At 69.5% G+C, this 17,597-nt stretch carries 13 protein-coding genes; 10 read left to right on the forward strand and 3 right to left on the reverse strand.

Features of this window, described 5'->3' with window-relative positions; translation table 11 throughout:
* Nucleotides 1–5: 5 nt before the first annotated feature.
* Nucleotides 6–1,625 (reverse strand): amidohydrolase family protein, encoded by a 1,620-nt coding sequence (locus BJ988_RS25680; RefSeq protein ID WP_179660683.1) that lies wholly within the window; start codon nt 1,623–1,625, stop codon nt 6–8.
* 115 nt (nt 1,626–1,740) lie between these two features.
* On the opposite strand from BJ988_RS25680, the gene proC reads away from it, so the two are divergent.
* The gene (proC, locus tag BJ988_RS25685) at nt 1,741–2,529 is read left to right on the forward strand and encodes a pyrroline-5-carboxylate reductase (RefSeq protein WP_179660684.1); all 789 of its coding nucleotides are present in this window, start codon (nt 1,741–1,743) and stop codon (nt 2,527–2,529) included.
* Nucleotides 2,530–2,680: 151 nt separating this feature from the next.
* Here proC and BJ988_RS25690 read toward each other — a convergent pair whose 3' ends face one another.
* On the reverse strand, nt 2,681–3,829 hold the full coding sequence (locus BJ988_RS25690) for an acyl-CoA dehydrogenase family protein (RefSeq protein WP_179660685.1): 1,149 nt from the start codon (nt 3,827–3,829) through the stop codon (nt 2,681–2,683).
* A gap of 133 nt (nt 3,830–3,962) precedes the next feature.
* Between BJ988_RS25690 and BJ988_RS25695 the strand changes: the two genes are divergently transcribed.
* From BJ988_RS25695 to BJ988_RS25715, 5 genes are all read left to right on the forward strand, one after another.
* Nucleotides 3,963–4,556 (forward strand): MerR family transcriptional regulator, encoded by a 594-nt coding sequence (locus tag BJ988_RS25695; RefSeq protein WP_179660686.1) that lies wholly within the window; start codon nt 3,963–3,965, stop codon nt 4,554–4,556.
* A 53-nt stretch (nt 4,557–4,609) separates the two neighbouring features.
* The gene (locus BJ988_RS25700) at nt 4,610–5,821 is read left to right on the forward strand and encodes an acetyl-CoA C-acetyltransferase (protein ID WP_179660687.1); all 1,212 of its coding nucleotides are present in this window, start codon (nt 4,610–4,612) and stop codon (nt 5,819–5,821) included.
* Nucleotides 5,822–5,960: 139 nt separating this feature from the next.
* Nucleotides 5,961–8,138 carry a 3-hydroxyacyl-CoA dehydrogenase NAD-binding domain-containing protein gene (locus tag BJ988_RS25705; RefSeq protein WP_179660688.1) on the forward strand — a complete coding sequence of 726 codons (2,178 nt, stop codon included), beginning with the start codon at nt 5,961–5,963 and terminating at the stop codon, nt 8,136–8,138.
* Nucleotides 8,139–8,368: 230 nt separating this feature from the next.
* Entirely contained in the window at nt 8,369–9,739 is a 1,371-nt protein-coding gene (locus BJ988_RS31470) for a DUF4232 domain-containing protein (RefSeq protein ID WP_179660689.1), read from the forward strand.
* A 71-nt stretch (nt 9,740–9,810) separates the two neighbouring features.
* Nucleotides 9,811–10,332: an SPFH domain-containing protein gene (locus tag BJ988_RS25715; RefSeq protein ID WP_179660690.1), complete on the forward strand. Its 522-nt coding sequence runs from the start codon at nt 9,811–9,813 to the stop codon at nt 10,330–10,332.
* 44 nt (nt 10,333–10,376) lie between these two features.
* On the opposite strand, the gene BJ988_RS25720 is transcribed toward BJ988_RS25715, so the two are convergent.
* Nucleotides 10,377–13,199 carry a M4 family metallopeptidase gene (locus tag BJ988_RS25720; protein WP_179660691.1) on the reverse strand — a complete coding sequence of 941 codons (2,823 nt, stop codon included), beginning with the start codon at nt 13,197–13,199 and terminating at the stop codon, nt 10,377–10,379.
* A gap of 185 nt (nt 13,200–13,384) precedes the next feature.
* Between BJ988_RS25720 and BJ988_RS25725 the strand changes: the two genes are divergently transcribed.
* Genes BJ988_RS25725 through BJ988_RS25740 form a run of 4 tightly spaced genes read left to right on the forward strand, consistent with a single transcriptional unit; the run spans nt 13,385 to nt 17,478 of the window.
* Nucleotides 13,385–13,954 (forward strand): helix-turn-helix transcriptional regulator, encoded by a 570-nt coding sequence (locus BJ988_RS25725; protein WP_179660692.1) that lies wholly within the window; start codon nt 13,385–13,387, stop codon nt 13,952–13,954.
* Nucleotides 13,951–14,100, forward strand: coding sequence for a hypothetical protein (locus BJ988_RS25730; protein ID WP_179660693.1), 150 nt, complete (start codon nt 13,951–13,953; stop codon nt 14,098–14,100). The genes BJ988_RS25725 and BJ988_RS25730 overlap by 4 nt, the downstream gene beginning before the upstream one ends.
* Complete coding sequence (locus tag BJ988_RS25735; RefSeq protein WP_179660694.1) at nt 14,093–14,815, forward strand: ABC transporter ATP-binding protein; 723 nt, start codon at nt 14,093–14,095, stop codon at nt 14,813–14,815. Before BJ988_RS25730 ends, BJ988_RS25735 begins: the two co-directional genes overlap by 8 nt.
* The gene (locus tag BJ988_RS25740; RefSeq protein WP_179660695.1) at nt 14,812–17,478 is read left to right on the forward strand and encodes an FtsX-like permease family protein; all 2,667 of its coding nucleotides are present in this window, start codon (nt 14,812–14,814) and stop codon (nt 17,476–17,478) included. Before BJ988_RS25735 ends, BJ988_RS25740 begins: the two co-directional genes overlap by 4 nt.
* Nucleotides 17,479–17,597: the final 119 nt, after the last annotated feature.

Consider the following 17,597-nt stretch of genomic DNA (forward strand, 5'->3'; position numbering starts at 1 on the left):
CCGACTCAGTCGGCGGCGGCCTGAGCCCCTGCCCACGTACGCAGGTAGGTCTCCGAGCCGCGGACGATGTCGTCGATGACGTCCTGACCGCCGGTGAGGCGGAGGTCCTCGAGGTAGTCGGGGATCATCCCGTAGTGGGCGACGCCGTCGGTGTTGTAGTCCCAGATCCGTTTGCCGGTGACCTGCCGGTCGACGGCGGAGCCGCCGTCGAAGCTGCGGAACGGGTAGGTGACGCGAGTCTTCGCCGGGCCCGGCGTGCCACCGAAGCCGTTCATGTCGAAGCCGAACCCGATGCCGGCGCCGTAGCGGTCACGGACCGGCGCGGTGCGGACGTACTCCGCCAGGAACTGGTCGGTGCTGTGGCCGTAGATCGTCGAGAACCCGCCGAGTGCGTAGAGGCGGTCGAGGTAGCGCTCGTCCATCCAGGAGTGGCTGGCGAGCACGCCGGGGTAGTCGGCCTCCTCGAGGATGTCGAAGGCCCGACCGGCGGCCTTGGCGCTCATGTGGTCGACCTCGACCATCATGCCGCGCTTGATCAGGCCCCGCAGGGCGTACTCGCCCAGCGCGGAGAGGCCGTGGGGGTTGCAGACCGTCCCCTCGGGATAGATCGGTGGCTGCGGCAGCCATTCCAGCCCGGCGGGCCGTGCGATCAGGCGCGGGTTGTTGTCGTGCGGCTGATCGGGGCTGCAGGCCTTCGGCGTCCAGAACGTGCCCGTGGTGAGGAACTGTCCGGCGTTGATCAGCAGCCCGGTGGTGCCCTCGTCGTATCGGACCCCGCAGAGCGCGTTGTCGAACTTGTGGCACAGGAACATCGACGAGACTCCGAGCGACTTCAGCTCGTCGAGCCCCTTGTCGATGTTGGCGCGCGTGCACGAGGGCAGCCGCAGCTTCTGGGAGCAGCCGAACGGCTCGGAGGTCTCCACGCCGAGCACCACGGCGAGCTTGCCGTCCTCGATCACCTCGCGTGCCTGGCCGGCATCGGTGACGATCCGGTACCACCCGCGCCCCTCGCCGCCGTACTGAGCGTCGATGAACGCCTGGGTGTCGTACGCATCCCGGGCCTGCCTTCGCACCGCGGTCATCTCGTCGCACGACTGGTGGGTGCCGGGGTTGATCGCGCACAGCGCCTTGTTGCTGGTCAGCTGCACCACCAGGATCCGCTGTCCCGCGCGCCAGGCACGCTCGACCCAGCGGTAGTACATCTGCTGGTGGGTCAGCGAGTCGTACGCCGGCCAGTCCTTGAAAGAAGGCCAGCCGGTGGTGTCGTGGAATCCGAGCGGGCTCCCCGAACGGGTCAGGTTCTCCAGCAGCGCGGTCTCACCGGCGATCCCGTGAGACGGGCAGTCCTTCAGTGCGTCCGCGATCCCGGCCTCGGAGAAGGCCTTCCCGCAGACCGCCGCGCCACCGATCCCGTCCTGCATGAACATGTGGCTGTGGGCGTCGATCAGCCCTTGCACCGTGCCGTCCGGAGCGGTGCCGGTGAACGGCTCCCCGGTCACGTTGATCTCGGACTCCGGGGAGGGGAGCCGACGCTCCACGTCATCGCCGGACGCTGGCGGCCCCACCATCGCGACCGTCACCGCGAGGGCGATCACAGCGAGCAGGGACGTACGACGGATGCGCATGCGGCCTCCCGGTGACCAGCGGCGTCTTACGGGTCTGGGTATGGAAACCTAGCAGTTGCTTGGGTCGCTCGGGGCCGTAATCGTGCAGGTCGTCTGCTCTGACAGACTGGCGAGCATGACCATCGCGATCATCGGTGCAGGCAACATGGGCGGGGCTGTCCTCTCCGGGCTCCTCGAGGCCGGTCACGCCCCCGAGAGCGTCATCGTCGTGGAGGCTCGCGAGGAGCAGGCGGCCGCGCTCCGCGAGAAGCACGGCGTCCGTACGCTGCCCGCCGCCAAGGCCGCGGGCGAGGCCGACGTGGTGGTGCTCGGCGTGAAGCCCTACGGCGTCGTGCCGGTGCTGGAGTCGATCGCGTCGTCCTTGCGGCAGGGGACCACGGTGGTCTCGCTGGCCGCCGGCGTCCCGACCTCGGCGATGGAGCCGGCCGTGCCGGACGGTGTCTCGGTCGTGCGGGTCATGCCCAACACTCCGGCGCTGGTCGGAGAGGGCATGTCCGCCGTCGCCGGCGGCGCAAAGGCGACGCCGGAGGCTGTCGCTGCCGCGGCCGACCTGATGGGTGCGGTCGGCAAGGTGGTCACCGTCCCCGAGTCGCAGATCGACGCCGTCACCGCGATCAGCGGGTCCGGTCCGGCGTACGTGTTCATGGTCGCCGAGGCCTGGATCGAGGCCGGCGTCCACCTCGGCCTGACCCGGGACGACGCGACCACCCTCGTCATCCAGACGCTGGCCGGATCCGCGGAGCTGCTCAAGGGCGGCACCCACCCGGCGATCCTCCGCGAGCAGGTCACCTCGCCCGGCGGAACGACCGCGGCCGCCCTGGGTGCACTGGAGCAGAACGGCCTGCGGGCGGCCTTCCTCGAGGCCACCCGCGCCGCCTTCGTACGCAGCCAGGAGCTGTCCTAGCCGTCCCCGTCGGTCGAGCCGTGAGGCCGCCTGCGGCCGAGCGTGTCGAGACCAACACGGTTCCCATCGAGCGCGGAGAGGACTGTGTTGGTCTCGACACCGCTCGCGGGCTCGACCAGCGGGGTAGGTCAGCGGGGTTGACCAGCGAGGTCTACAGCCCGAGGTGGCGGCTGATGATCAGCTTCTGGACCTCGGTGGTGCCGCCGTAGATGGTCTGGATGCGGCTGTCGATGAACGCCTTGGCGATCGGGTATTCCATCATGTAGCCGTAGCCGCCGTGGATCTGGACGCCCTGGTCGACGAACTTCTTCTGCAGCTCGGTGGTCCACCACTTCGCCATGCTCGCCAGGACGGTGTCGGCGGTGCCGGCGTTGAGCTGGGTGATGGCGTCGTTGAGGAACAGGCGGGCGAGGTAGGCCTCGGTGGCCATCTCGGCGAGCGTGAACGCGGTGTTCTGGAAGCGGCCGATCGGGCGGCCGAACGCCTCGCGGGTGCGGGCGTAGTCGAGGGAGAGCTCGAGGACCTGCTCGACCGCGGCGACCGCGATCGAGGCGACCGAGATCCGCTCCTGCGGCAGCAGGGTCATCAGCGAGACGAAGCCGGAGCCCTCCTCGCCGAGGAGGTTCTCCTTCGGCACGACCACGTCGTTGAAGGAGAGCTCGGAGGTGTCCTGCGCCTTCATGCCGACCTTGTCGAGGTTGCGGCCGCGCTCGAAGCCCTCCATGCCGCGCTCGACCACGAGCAGCGAGATGCCGTGGGCGCCGGCGTCGGGGTTGGTCTTGGCGACCACGATGACGAGGTCGGCGTTGATCCCGTTGGAGATGAACGTCTTCGAGCCGTTGAGGAGGTAGTGGTCGCCCTTGTCGACGGCGGTGGTGCGTACGCCCTGGAGGTCCGACCCCGCTCCCGGTTCGGTCATCGCGATGGCGGTGATGATGTCGCCGGAGACACAGCCGGGCAGCCAGCGGGCCTTCTGCTCGGCTGTGCCCAGGTGCGAGATGTAGGGGACGATGATGTCGGTGTGGACGAAGAAGCCCGGTCCGCTGGCGCCGATCTTCGCCATCTCCTCGTGGAGGACGGCGTTGAACCGGAAGTCCTTGATGCCGGGGCCGCCGAACTCCTCCTCGACGTCGAAGCAGAGCAGCCCGGTGTCGCCGGCCTTCTTCCACAGCTCGCGCGGGACGATGCCGGCCTTCTCCCACTCGTCGTGGAAGGGCACGACCTCCTTCTCGAAGAAGGCCTTGGCTGTGGCGCGGAAGTCCTCGTGCTCAGCTTCGTAGATGGTGGGCTTCTCGGGCATGACACTCCTTCGTAGACAGTCGGGCACATGGTGCCTCAGGTCTGTGACGCGGACCGCATTCTCGGGCGGCGACGGTGCAACTGTGACAGTAACACTGGCGAAGTGGCAACAGATTGGTCTACGGTCCCTGGCTATGACCGAGACGACCGAGGAACTGATGACGATCGATGAGCTGTCGACCGCCACTGGGTTGTCGGTGCGCACCACGCGCTACTACGCGAGCCTCGGACTGATCCCGCCGCCGATCCGTCGCGGTCGGGTCGCCTACTACGGCCCCGAGCATCGTGCTCGCCTCGACCTGGTCACCGCGCTCCAGGAGCACGGGTTCACCCTGCAGGCCATCGAGCGCTACCTCGGTCGGCTTCCCGTGGACATCACGCGGGAGGACCTGGCGATGCAGCGCGCGATGATCACCTCGTGGGCGACCGAGCCCACCGAGGACATCCAGGCCCGGATCGGGCGTGAGCTGATCGCGCTGGGGCTGCCCCGAGACGCGCTGGCGGCGGCGTACGCAGCGACCTCACGCCTCATGGCGGACCTCGCGGACGAGCTCAACACGATCCTGCGCGATCAGGTCGTCGACCCGTTCAAGCGGACCCACCACACCGCGGAGGAGGCTGCGCATCTCGAAGAGGTGCTCCCGCGGCTTCGTCAGCTGACCACCGAGGCGATCGTGGTGAGCTTCCAGGACGCCGTGAACCGGACCATCTCCCGCAATCTCTCGTGAACGTTTCTGTCCAACCCTGTTGACTGTGACAGTTTTAGTGTCACAATCGGCGCATGGCTGAAGCATTCATCTATGACCACCTGCGCACACCGCGCGGGAAGGGTAAGAAGACCGGAGCGCTCCACGAGGTCAAGCCGATCGACCTGGTGGTCGGCCTGATCGACGAGGCGCGCAAGCGGAACCCCAACCTCGACCCCGAGCAGATCGACGACGTCGTCCTCGGTGTCGTCACCCCCGTCGGCGAGCAGGGCGGTGACATCGCCAAGACCGCAGCCATCAAGGCCGGTCTCCCTGAGACGACCGCCGGGGTGCAGCTCAACCGCTTCTGCGCCTCCGGCCTCGAGGCCGTGAACCAGGCCGCCTCCCGCGTACGCGGCGGCTTCGAGGAGCTCATCCTCGCCGGTGGCGTCGAGTCGATGAGCAAGGCGCCGATGGGCAGCGACGGCGGCGCCTGGGCGCAGGACCCTGACACCGCGCTCAAGACCGGCTTCGTCCCGCAGGGCATCGGTGCCGACCTGATCGCCACCATCGAGGGCTTCAGCCGCGCGGACGTCGACCGCTACGCGGCCCAGTCCCACGCCCGCGCGGCCGCCGCCTGGGAGAACGGCTACTTCAAGGACGCCGTCATCCCAGTCGTCGACCAGACCGGCCTGACCGTGCTCGACCACGACGAGCTGATCCGCCCCGGCACCACCGCCGAGACGCTGGCCGGCCTCAAGCCGTCCTTCCTCCAGCAGGGCCAGGAGGCCGGCTTCGACGACGTCGCGCTGGCCAAGTACCACTGGGTCGAGAAGATCGACCACGTCCACCACGCCGGAAACTCCTCCGGCATCGTCGACGGCTCCGCGCTGATGCTGATCGGCTCCGAGGAGGCGGGCAAGGCCAACGGCCTCACCCCGCGTGCCCGGATCATCTCGGCCGCCGTCTCCGGCGCCGACCCGACGATCATGCTCACCGGCCCCGCCCCGGCCTCGCGCAAGGCGCTGGCCAAGGCCGGCCTCACCGTCGATGACATCGACCTGTTCGAGATCAACGAGGCGTTCGCCGCGGTCGCGATGCGGTTCATGAAGGACATGGGCATCGACGAGTCGGTCACCAACGTCAACGGCGGCGCGATCGCCATGGGTCACCCGCTGGGCGCGACCGGTGCCATCATCCTCGGCACCCTGGTCGACGAGCTCGAGCGTCAGGGCAAGCAGCGCGGCCTCGCCACGCTGTGCGTCGGTGGCGGCATGGGTATCGCCACGATCGTCGAGCTGGTCTGAGCCCGGTTGGTCGAGCCCGCGAGCGCCAGCGAGCGGTGTCGAGACCAACACATCAAGCGACCGTGTTGGTCTCGACACGCCTCCGCCCAGCGGCCCCGGCGGCTCGACCAACGGCTGAGTTGAAGAACAAGGACTTGAAATGACAGAAACCGCAGTCAAGTACGACAAGGATGCCGACGGCATCGTCACGCTGACCCTGGACGACCCGAACCAGTCGGCCAACACGATGAATGAGCTGTACAAGACCTCGATGGCGGAGGCCGTCGAGAAGCTGTACGCCGAAGCCGCCAGTGATGAGAAGAGCGTCACCGGCGTCGTGATCGCCTCCGCGAAGAAGACCTTCTTCGCGGGCGGCGACCTCAAGAACATGATCCAGGTCCGCCCGGAGAACGGCGCCCAGGTCTTCGAGGAGGTCGAGGCGATCAAGGCGACCCTCCGCAAGCTGGAGACCTTCCCGAAGCCGGTCGTCGCGGCGATCAACGGCGCCGCCCTCGGTGGCGGTCTGGAGATCGCGCTGGCCGCCCAGCACCGGATCGCGCTGGACGCCCGCTACGACATCGGCCTGCCCGAGGTCTCCCTCGGACTGCTCCCGGGCGGCGGCGGGGTCACCCGCGTCGTACGCCTCCTGGGCATCATGACCGGTCTGATGGACGTGCTCGGCCAGGGCACCAAGTTCAAGCCCGCCGCGGCGAAGGAGAAGGGACTGGTCGACGAGCTCGTCTCCTCCCCCGACGAGCTCGTCCCCGCCGCCAAGGCGTGGATCAAGGCCAACCCCGACGAGATCGCCCAGCCGTGGGACAAGCCCGGCTACAAGATGCCCGGTGGCAAGCCGACCTCGCCGGCGCTCGCGGGCTTCCTCCCGGCGTTCCCGCCGATCCTGCGCAAGCAGCTCAAGCAGTCCGACATGCGGGCGCCGAAGGCGATCCTGTCGGCTGCGGTCGAGGGCGCGATGGTCGACTTCGACACCGCCACCCGGATCGAGTCGCGCTACTTCGTCTCCCTGGTCACCGGCCAGCAGTCGAAGAACATGATCCAGGCGTTCTTCTTCGACCTCGGTGCCATCGGCGCCGGCACGCTCCGTCCTGACGGCGTGGAGAAGTTCACCGCGAAGAAGGTGGGCGTGCTCGGCGCCGGGATGATGGGCGCCGGCATCGCGTACTCCTTCGCCCGGGCCGGTGCGGAGGTCGTCCTCAAGGACGTCGCCATCGAGTCCGCCGAGCGCGGCAAGGACTACACCGCCAAGCTCAACGAGAAGGCGGTCTCGCGCGGCAAGCTCACCCAGGAGAAGGCCGACGAGATCCTCAACCGGATCACCGCGACGGTAGCGCCGGAGGACTTCGCCGGCGTCGACGTCGTCGTCGAGGCGGTCTTCGAGGACGTCTCGCTGAAGCAGAAGGTCTTCAGCGAGATCGCCCCGTTCGTCAACGACGACGCGGTGCTCTGCTCCAACACCTCGACGCTGCCGATCACCGAGCTCGCCAAGGGGATCGACCGTCCGGCCGACTTCATCGGTCTGCACTTCTTCTCGCCCGTCGACAAGATGCCGCTGGTCGAGATCATCAAGGGCGCCGAGACGAACGACGTCGCGCTGGCCAAGGCCTACGACGTCGTCCAGCAGATCAAGAAGACCCCGATCGTGGTCAACGACAGCCGAGGCTTCTACACCTCGCGCGTCATCGGCACCCAGATCCAGGAGGGTCTGGAGCTGCTCGCCGAGGGCTTCGCGCCCTACTCGCTAGAGCGTGCCGCGACCCAGGCCGGGTTCCCGGTCGGGCCGCTGCAGATCGCCGACGAGCTCAACCACGAGCTCATGGTCAAGATCGCTCGTACGACGCGGGAGGCTGCCGGTGTCGAGGAGCTGACCACCACGGAGAAGGTGCTCACCCCGCTCATCGAGGCGGGTCGCTCCGGCAAGCTGAAGGGCGCCGGTTTCTACGACTACGCCGACGGCAAGCGTGGCTCGATCTGGGCGGGGCTCGGCGACGTGTTCCCGGTCGCCGAGAAGCAGATCCCGCTCGCGGACGCCGAGGAGCGGATGCTCTTCATCGAGGCGCTCGAGACGGCGAAGTGCTTCGAGGAGGGGGTCATCACCTCCGCCGCGCACGCCAACATCGGCTCCATCTTCGGCATCGGCTTCCCGCCGCAGACCGGTGGTGCGGCCCAGTTCATCACCGGCTACGAGGCCGCTGACGGCTCGATCGGCATCGAGGCCTTCCTGGCTCGGGCCGAAGAGCTGGCCGAGACGTACGGCGAGCGGTTCCGTCCGACGCCTTACCTCCGCGAGCTCGCGGCGAAGGGTGAAGGCTTCCCCGCCTGATCAGCCCCGCCTGATCAGCCCCGCCTGATCAGCCCCGCCTGATCAGCCCCGCCTGACCTAGATCAGTCCACGGCAATGTGGTGAACCGGCACGGATCCTGTGAAGGAACCGTGCCGGTTCGCCATCTGCGGGGCCGACGCGGCTCGGCCTGTGCGACTCTTTGCCTTCCGTAGAGGTCGAGGAGGACGTACGTGGCGGTGCCGGGCAGTACCCGAAGGCGCGAGCTCCGGGTGGGAGTCGTGATCGTCGGAGTCGTCCTGCTGGTCGTGATCGGGTGCGTGGTCGCGATGGTGTGGGCTCGGGGCGACGGCTCGGGGTCGTCGACCCTCGAGCTCTCCGACGAGTGGCGGTCCGTCTCCGGCGTACGCGACGTGGTGGCTGCCGAGGAGTCGCTTCGCATCCCGGGGGAGGACTTCGGGGAGCAGGACCGCTGGGAGCACTCCGTCCGTGTCGAGGTGACTCTGGAGGACGATCTGTCCGGGCCCGAGGCCGCCGAGGCCGGCACCGAGGTGCTGGGGTTGCTGGGACCCGAGATCGCCCGGATCGCACCCGAGGCCGCTGCTGACTGGAGCAGGGCATCGTTCGCGATCACCTCCACCGGCATCCAGATCGGCTCGGGTGGGCTGGTCCCGATCGACGCCGTCGGTGACGCGCTTGACGATGCCGTCGCGCTGCGCGAGGCCGGTGCCACGTCGGTGTCGTTGAGCGTCGCTGAGGAGCGGGCAGACCACCCTGCCAAGGCCGACGTGCGGGCCTCGAAGGACGCGCTGGTCGCCGTCGCCACTGTCGCCCGCAGCTCCCAGCGCCCGGTGGACCTCCTGGGCGGCGAAGCCTGGTACCGCTCGAACGAGCTCCCCGACCCGGCCGCGGTCAGGCTGGTGGTGAACGCCTCCGAGCGCCCGTCGGTGACCTCGGCCCAGCTCTCGGCACCCTTCGAGCCGCTGATCGTCCTGGTCGACGCCGCCGAGGGTGACCGTGCGATCACCGACGTCAGCCGGTGGCTCATTGCGTACGACGGCGATCCCGGAGGTTCGGGGAAGCCGCTGCCGTTCTCGGTTGAAGGGACACGTGGAGGCAAGGCCGAAGGCTGGGTCGGCGGTGAGCCGCCACCTTCGGTGACGATGCCGTCTTTCGGGAGCGGTGAGCCCTGGCCCGTCGACCCGGGCGCACCGTCCTGCCGGATGCCGGACCTCGAGGTCACGTTCGGCGGACACGATGCCGCGGCAGGCTCCCGGCAGGCGTGGATCAGGGCTCGGAACGCCGGCGCGCAGGCATGCGCGATCGAGAGCGTGCCCGCGGTCGAGTTCCTCGACGCCGCCGGCGCCGCGCAGGCCGGCGTCACCATCGAGCCCTACGAGCCGTCGATGGTGCCCGCACGCGTCGTCGTCCCGGCTGGGGAGTCGGCGATGGCGGTGATCGACTGGCAGGCGATGTCCACCGCGAACGATCCCGACGTCACCACCGCACTGCGGGTGACCGCGCTGCCCGGAAGCAAGCCGGTCACGATCCAAGTCAGCCGGCCGAGCGCGCCGAGCGATCTCGACATCCTCGACGGAGCCGAGGTGCGGATCAGTCCCTGGGCGCAGGGCACTCCCGGCTGACGTACGCACGAGACGACGAATGGGTGGCAGAGCCCATTCGGAATCGGGCTCGGGCCGAGAAGACTCGAGCCATGGGGCAGATGGCGACGGTTTCGGTGATCGCGGTGGTCGCGGTCGTCCTCGTGGTGGCCTCGCTGCTGCGGCGGGCTCGCCGCGGTGAGTGTCTGGTGGTGACCAGGCACCGGCGGATCGTCCGGATCGCCTCGGGCTCGACCACGCTTGCGGTCCCGGGCTTCCACGAGGTGCTCGAGTGGCCGACCGGTCAGATCGAGATCGCCGTCGTGGTCCGGGCGCAGACCATGGACGGCCAGGACGTACGCGCCCTGGCGACCTTCTCCGTCGACGTCGACCCGCCTCGGATCGGCGCGGCGTACATCGACCCGAGGGCAGTCCTGCACACGGCACTCGAGCGCAGGATCGCCGAGGCGGTCCGCGCCCGGCCCGCGGCGACGCTGGCCGATGAGCGTGATGGGCTTCGCCCTGCCGTCGATGGCATCCGGATCGACGGTCTCGCCGGTGGTTCGGTGATGGATGTGGTCATCGACGAGGTCGACCTGCTGCTGCATCCCGGCCGACCCGACGAGGACGGCTGAGCAGGCCGTCGTCGTCGGGTCGGGTCAGGTCGGATCAGGTCGGGTCAGCGAATGGTGGTGGTGGCCGCTGAGGTGGCGGTCTTGGTGTGATAGCCGGTCTTGCGCCCGGTGACCCGGACCCGGATGCGGTCATTGCGGTCGACGGACCGAAGGCGGTACGTCTTCCCGGTGGCACCCGAGATGGCGACTCCGTTGCGCAGCCACCGGTAGGAGAACGTGATCCCCGAGGGCTTCCAGGTGCCTGGGTAGGCGGTGAGCCGGTAGCCGACCCTGCGGGTGCCGCCGATGGTCGGAGTGGCCGCGGTGAGATAGCCGGCCGCGATCCTCGCGGTCGCGGCGCTCGCCCGGACTCCTGGGTTGGCGGCCGGCCAGGACGAGGCGTACGCCGTCACCCGGACCCGGATCTCCTTGGTGTGGTCGGAGCCGGTGAGCTTGTACGTCGACGCCGTGGCACCCGAGATGGCGACGCCGTTGCGCAGCCACTGGTACTTCACCGTCGTGGCGGTCGGGCTCCAGGAGCCCTTCGTCGCGGTCAAGGTGTAGCCGACGCGCGCGGAGCCGCTGATCGTCGGCGGCGCGGTGCTCGCGATCGTCTGCGGGTTGCAGGTGTAGAGCTCGAGCCCGTCGATGAACCAACCGAGGAACGAGCCCTCGTTGTCGCCGCGGACGACCCACTGGAACTGGACCGTCTTGCCGGCGAAGGAGGACAGGTCGACGCGGGAGCTGATCCACCCGTTGGAGTCGCCGCCGAAGCCGGTCAGCGGCTTGGCGGGGTTGTTGAGGAGCAGCTTCTGCTTCGGCCCGTTCACCCAGGCCGAGGACGGGATGGCGGTCGCGACCCCGTTGACCAGCAGACGCGCCTCGCCGCCGTCGTAGTACTGCGGCGCTGGGCGGGCCGGGTCGCTGCCGGTGTACCACTCGAAGAGATGCCAGTGGCTGAACCGCATGTAGGTCCGCTTGCCGGCAGGCACCTTGATGCCGGCCGTCGTCAGGCCGCTGGACGTCGGGTGGCCGTACTCGTTCGGGTCCGGATTCATGCCGAAGTCGGAGCCTTTGCCGTCACGGTCGTTGGCGGGGATGCCCTGCGCTGCGTCGGGCGCCTGGGTCCACAGGACACCGCGGCTGAGCGACGGGTTCGCCATCCCGGCCTTGCCGGTGCTCCCGGCGGGGCAGGTGTTCGGCGCTTCCGCGGGCCGCGTCGCGCCCGCCTTGGTGGGCGACTTGGCCAGCTCGGTCGCGTCGGTGGCGAGGTTGACCTGGGCGCAGTCGTCCAGGGTGAAGCCGGCGGTGCCGGCGGCCACCAGCGCGGAACAGCCGTTGGCCAGCGTACGGCGCAGGTCTACGTACTGGCTTCCGGAGACGAGGTGCTGGATCGCGTAGAGGTACAGCGTCGCGGTCTTCTGCAGGGTCGGGTCGCCGCCGTCGATGCCGGTGACGGTGCGACCGTTGAAGGTGCCGCCCTGGGAGATGAGGTACGCCGTCTTGTTGCCGACGCCGCTGTTCGTGTGCACCCCGCCGCCATCGGCGTAGTAGGTGAGGTCGTCGGCATCCCACAGCGAGCTGGTCATCCGGTCGGGCTGGTCGTGCGTCGTGGGGTTCGCGAGGTTGCGGATCGCGCCGAACGAGGAGTCCTCGCCGACGCGCCAGTCGGTCGGGGAGTCACCCGGGGTCGCGTAGCGGTGGTCGACGATCTCGCCCATGATGTCGGCCATCGACTCGTTGATGGCGCCCGACTCGTACCAGTAGAAGAGGTTCGAGCTGTTCTCGATCACGCCGTGGGTCAGCTCGTGACCGACGATGTCGTCGACGACCAGGCCCTGGCCGAGGTAGATCTGCTGACCGTTCCAGAACGCGTTGTCCATCGGGCACGGTGGCGTGTAACCCGGCTCCGTCGGCTCGCAGTAGCGGGTCGTGGCGGTGACCGCCTTGCCGGTGACGCCATCGGGCCAGCCGATCTCGTCGGTCAGGTCCAGCCCGAGGGAGGCGTAGAAGTCGGAGGTCGCGCCGATCATGTCGTACGTCTTGTCGACGTCGGCGATCCCGGCGGGCGCATCGCCCTCGCGCCGCTTCACCGTGGTGCTCGTGTCGGCGCAGCCGTTCGCCGCGGCGCGGACGTTGGCGTTGTCGCAGACGCGGCGGTTGGCGTGGGCGATCTCGTTGATGTGCATGAGTACGCGGCCGGTGCCTGCGTGAACGAGCACGGTCTCACGGATGGTGGAGCCGTTGGTCACCGAGAACCGAAAGACGCTGGTCTCACCGATCTCCGGCCCCCTGATCAGGTCGTGGTCGTAGAGCCAGGTGCCCTCGTCGCTCACGGTGAGGCCGGTGGCCCCGTGGTTCGACTTGGCGACCACGGCCTTGGCCGCTGCCTTGGCCTTCGCGCGCATGGACTCGTCCGGCTCGGTGACCTCGGCGATGGTGGCGTCGGAGAGGTTGGTGGTCGCGGAGGTGAGGCCGCGGTCCTTGTCCAGCCCGATGACCACCTCGCCGCCGAGAACCGGGAGGTCCGCGACGTACTGCTCGAACCTGGTCACCGAGCCGCCGCCGACGGCCTTGCTGGTCGTCGTCTCGCGCAGGTCGGTCTTGTCGGTGCCCAACGCCTTGCCGGCGCGGTCGAGCTGGGTCCTGGCCGCCTTGGCGGGCTTGACGGTGACGCCCAGCGGCTCGGCACCCTCGGACATCGAACCGATGAAGTCGGCTGTGCCTTCGGCGGTGCGATGGATGGTCAGGGGGACGCCGGCGCGGTCCTTGTAGGTCGCGATCGGGTCTGGTTCGGCGGCGGCGGGCGAGGTCATCGGAATGACGCTCAGCCCGCTGAGAGCAAGCGCGGTCGCGGTCAGGGCGACGACGCGTCTACGAGGTGACACTTCGACTCCTTCGGGAGTGGGAGCGGCCCGGAGGAGGTTCACGGGCCGACAAGACCGCTGGCCCGAACCAGCGGGGAGAAGTCTCCCAGGCAGTCGCGGGTGTCGTCGCCCCCAATTCGGCGTCTTGCGAAGGGGTGCATACTCGGTATATACATACTCAGTAAGTAACCAAGGGAGGTGATCGAGTGTCCGTGAAACACGCACTGCTGGCGCTGCTGGAGAAGCCGCGCTATGGCTACGAGCTGCGCGCCGAGTTCGAGCAGCGCACCGGCGCGAGCTGGCCGCTGAACGTCGGGCAGGTCTACACGACCTTGTCGCGACTGGAGCGTGACGGCCTCGTCGAGGCTGGAGGGACCGACGCGGAGGGACGGTCCCTCTACCAGCTCACCGAGGCAGGCAAGGTCGAGGTGAAGGGGTGGTTCGACAGCCCCGTGGAGCGTACGCAGCCACAGCGCGACGAGCTCGCGATCAAGCTCGCGGTGGCGGTCGCGGTGCCGAGCGTGGACGTCGGCAAGGTCGTCCAGCAGCAGCGCAACGCGACGATGCAGGCGCTCCAGGGTTATCGACGCCAGGCGCGCTCCGGCGCCGGCGACGACCTCGCCGGGGGGCTCGTCCTCGACCGGCTCGTCTTCGCGGCCGAGGCCGAGATCCGCTGGCTCGACCACTGCGAGTCCCGGCTTCGCCGGGCCGCTACGACGAGCACCGCGCCGGAGCCCGCCGATCCCACCGAGTCCACCGATGGAGGGACGCGATGAACGCCGCCCTCGCCCATGACCTGCGCCGGCTCAGCCACGACAGCGATCGCTGGCTCGCCGACGCCCGCGAGCGGCTCAGCCGCCGCGCCCACGCAACGCCCGTCAAGCCGGGCAAAACTTCGACCAAGGAGTCCAACGATGAGTGACCCTGTCCTCCGGCTCACCGACGTGAGCCGCGTCCACGGCACCGGCGCCGCCGAGGTCCATGCCCTGCGCGGTGTCAGCCTCGCGGCGTACGCCGGTGAGCTGGTCGCCATCATGGGCCCGAGCGGCTCCGGGAAGTCGTCGCTGCTGACCATCGCCGGTGGCCTCGACTCGCCGACCTCCGGGTCCGTGTCCGTCGACGGCCAGGATCTGGGAGCGGCCGGGATCAGCGGGCGCGCCAAGCTGCGGCGTACGTCGATCGGCTATGTCTTCCAGGACTTCAACCTGATCCCGGCGCTGACCGCCGCCGAGAACGTCGCGCTGCCGTTGGAGCTCGACGGCGCCGGTCGACGCCCGGCGCGGGACGCGGCGCGGGTCGCGCTCGAGGAGGTCGGTCTCGACGGCTTCGCGGACCGGTTCCCCGACGAGATGTCGGGTGGGCAGCGGCAGCGGATCGCGATCGCGCGGGCGATCGTCGGTGAGCGCCGGCTGATCCTGGCCGACGAGCCGACCGGGGCTCTCGACACCGAGACCGGCGAGGACATCCTCAAGCTGATCCGTGCGCGTTGCGACGCGGGCGCTGCCGGCGTGCTCGTCACCCATGAGCCGCGCTACGCCAGCTGGGCCGACCGGGTGATCTATGTGCGTGACGGTCTCGTCGTCGACGAGGCCGGCGAGACGCCGAGCACGGTCTTCGCGACAGAGGTGGAGGGATGAGCGGGCGACTCGCCGGATGGCGGCTCGCGCTGCGGATCGGGCAGCGGGAGGCTCGGCGCGCGAAGTGGCGCAGCCTGCTGGTCATCTTGATGATCGCGCTGCCGGTCGCGGGCGTGACCGCGATCGCGGTGACCTACCAGACCTACAGCCTCGACACCGGTGAGGGCCTCGACCGGCGGCTCGGCACCGAGGCTGCTGGGCTCGTCGAGGCGCGGAGCGCCGGGCCGGTCCGGCAGGGCATCGACCCCGACAAGGCGGCCGAGTGGCTGGAGGAGACCGGCGACGGACCGCTGGACTCGGCCGGCCTGCAGGCCATCGTCGGGGACCGGCCGGTGCTCGCGGCGCATGACTACGGCTTCGACGTACGGACCGACAAGGGCGTCACCTGGGCGAGCGGCCTCCGGACCGATCTGAGCGATCCGCTCGCGGCCGGGCTGACCCGGTTGACCGAGGGTCACCTCCCGCAGGGCACGGGCGAGGTCGTGGTCAACGAGGCCCTCGCGGCGCGCGGGCCAGGCCTCGGCGAGGAGCTGCGGATCCCCGGAGCGGGCTCCGAGGAGGTCCGCGAGATCGTGGGGATCGTCGAGTCGGCGTCCGTGCGCAACGAACCCTTCGTCGCGGGCTTGGACCTGCCGGCGGCCGCGTCCGTCGACACTCCGACCTGGCTGGTCGGTGGCGGACCGATGACCTGGGGCGACGTCGAGAAGCTGAACGCGGGGGGAGCCTTCGTGCTCTCGCGATCGGTCGTGGAGAACCCGTCGAAGGAGGCCCTGGCCGCCGATCGGGAGCTCGGTCCGAAGCCGGGTGCGCCGGATCCTGCCGAGGCAGTGATCGTCGTCCTCATCGTGGTCATGGTGCTGCTCGAGGTGGTGCTGCTGGCGGGACCGGCGTTCGCGGTGGCGGCCAGGCGACAGGCTCGTGACCTCGCGCTGATCGCGGCCTCGGGCGGGACCGCTCGCCAGGCTCGGCGGGTCCTGCTCGGGATGGCGATCGTCATCGGTGCGGTGGCGGCCGTCGTGGGTGCGGTTCTCGGGATCGGGCTCGGCCGGCTGCTCCAACCGCTCGCTCAGGCGCAGGTGTCGGACTGGTTCGGGCCGTTCGAGGTGCCGTGGCTGCAGATCCTGGCGGTTGCCGCGATCGGGTTCGCGGCCGCGATCTGCGCGGCCGTCGTACCGGCCTGGATCGCGTCGCGGCAGGACGTCGTCGGCGTGCTGGCCGGACGTCGCTCCTCGAGCCGGCCATCGCGCAGCTCGCCCGTCATCGGCATCGTGCTGCTCGTCGTCGGCGTCGCCTCGGCTGCCTTCGGCACCCGGAATGCGTTCAGCGGTATCCCGATCGCACTCGGTGTCCTGCTCTGCGTCACCGGGTTGCTCTTCATCCTCCCGGTCCTGGTGTCGTTGGCCGCCCGGCTCAGTGCCGGGATGCCGCTGGCGATCCGCTTCGCGACCCGCGACGCCGACCGGCACCGCACCCGGACGGTTCCTGCGGCCGGCGCCATCGCGGTGACCGTGGTCGGGGTGGTCACGCTCGGGATCGCTTTCGGCAGCGACCAGAAGCAGAACGAGGAGAGCTATCTGCCCGCGTTCGCCATCGGGGACGCCACGGTCCAGCCGCGGTACGACGTCAATGCCAGCGATCAAGCCCCCACGGCGACGCAGTGGCAGAACGTCACCGCGCAGATCGAGAAGACGAGCCCGGGATCGACGGTCACGCCGATGACCGGCGCGAGGCTCGCGGACCCCGACGGCTACATCTCCGTCGAGACCGCCGAAGGTGACCAGGTCCCGCTCGACACGAGCACCGGCGGGTTCGGCGAGCTGATCGTCGCCGACTCCGACGACGCCCTCCCGGGGGTCGTGGCCCGGTCGCTGCCAGGGCTCGATGTCACCGCTGCCGAGAAGAGGCTGCGCTCCTCCGGGATGGTCGTGTTCACCACCGACGACGCTCTGGTGTCCTCAGAGTCCGCACGTCTGGCCGTCAAGGCGTACTCCGAGGAGGACGACGAGGAGCAGGAGCGGGTCGCGATCAGCGTGCCGGCCACCTTCGTCGACGTCGGTGACCGGGCCGCGCCTGCGTACGCGGTCGTGACGCCGGCGGTGGCGAAGCGAATCGGTGCCGACCCGCAGATCACCGGGCTCTACATCGAGGATGCCCAGATCAGCGAGGCCGCGGAGACCGACCTCAACGAGGCTCTGGCCGGGGGAGAGCTCTCCACGATGCTCCAGGTCGAGCGGGGGTTCCAGGAGGAGGACTCGACCGTGATCGTGTGGCTTCTCCTGGTCACGCTGGGCGGGGTGCTGATGATCGGTGGCGCGCTGACCGCGACACACCTGGCGCTCAACGACGCCCGGCCCGACCTGGCGACCCTGTCGGCGGTCGGGGCGAGGACGCGTACGCGACGGGGGGTCGCTGCGGCGTACGCGATCGTGGTCGCGCTCCTCGGCGCGGTCCCTGGCGCGATCATCGGGTTCGTTCCGGGAATCGCGGTCAGCTATCCGCTCACGGCCGAGGGATGGCCGGTGCGCGACGACGTGGCCGCGCACTACCTCGAGATCCCCTGGACCCTGGTAGGAGTGATCGTGCTCGGTCTTCCGCTGCTGATCGCGCTGATCGTCGCGGTGACCACCCGCAGTCGCCTGCCCATGGTTGCCCGCGTCGAATAGCCGCCGAGACGTCACGTACGTCGGTCGAGACGTCACTCCCGCGAATCGAGTTGGCACGCTGGTGCCAACTCGATTCGCGTAGGTGACGTCTCGGCCGACGGGGGTGACGCTTCGGCTGG

The organism is Nocardioides panzhihuensis, assembly GCF_013408335.1.
In the GTDB taxonomy this organism is placed as follows: domain Bacteria; phylum Actinomycetota; class Actinomycetes; order Propionibacteriales; family Nocardioidaceae; genus Nocardioides; species Nocardioides panzhihuensis.

Coding starts and splice junctions, on each gene's coding strand:
- BJ988_RS25715 (WP_179660690.1), top strand. CDS start 9,811: ATGGGGCAGATGGCGACGGTTTCGGTGATCGCGGTGGTCGCGGTCGTC.
- BJ988_RS25695 (WP_179660686.1), top strand. CDS start 3,963: ATGACCGAGACGACCGAGGAACTGATGACGATCGATGAGCTGTCGACC.
- BJ988_RS25690 (WP_179660685.1), bottom strand. CDS start 3,829: ATGCCCGAGAAGCCCACCATCTACGAAGCTGAGCACGAGGACTTCCGC.
- BJ988_RS25680 (WP_179660683.1), bottom strand. CDS start 1,625: ATGCGCATCCGTCGTACGTCCCTGCTCGCTGTGATCGCCCTCGCGGTG.
- BJ988_RS25740 (WP_179660695.1), top strand. CDS start 14,812: ATGAGCGGGCGACTCGCCGGATGGCGGCTCGCGCTGCGGATCGGGCAG.
- BJ988_RS25730 (WP_179660693.1), top strand. CDS start 13,951: ATGAACGCCGCCCTCGCCCATGACCTGCGCCGGCTCAGCCACGACAGC.
- proC (WP_179660684.1), top strand. CDS start 1,741: ATGACCATCGCGATCATCGGTGCAGGCAACATGGGCGGGGCTGTCCTC.
- BJ988_RS25705 (WP_179660688.1), top strand. CDS start 5,961: ATGACAGAAACCGCAGTCAAGTACGACAAGGATGCCGACGGCATCGTC.
- BJ988_RS25700 (WP_179660687.1), top strand. CDS start 4,610: ATGGCTGAAGCATTCATCTATGACCACCTGCGCACACCGCGCGGGAAG.
- BJ988_RS25735 (WP_179660694.1), top strand. CDS start 14,093: ATGAGTGACCCTGTCCTCCGGCTCACCGACGTGAGCCGCGTCCACGGC.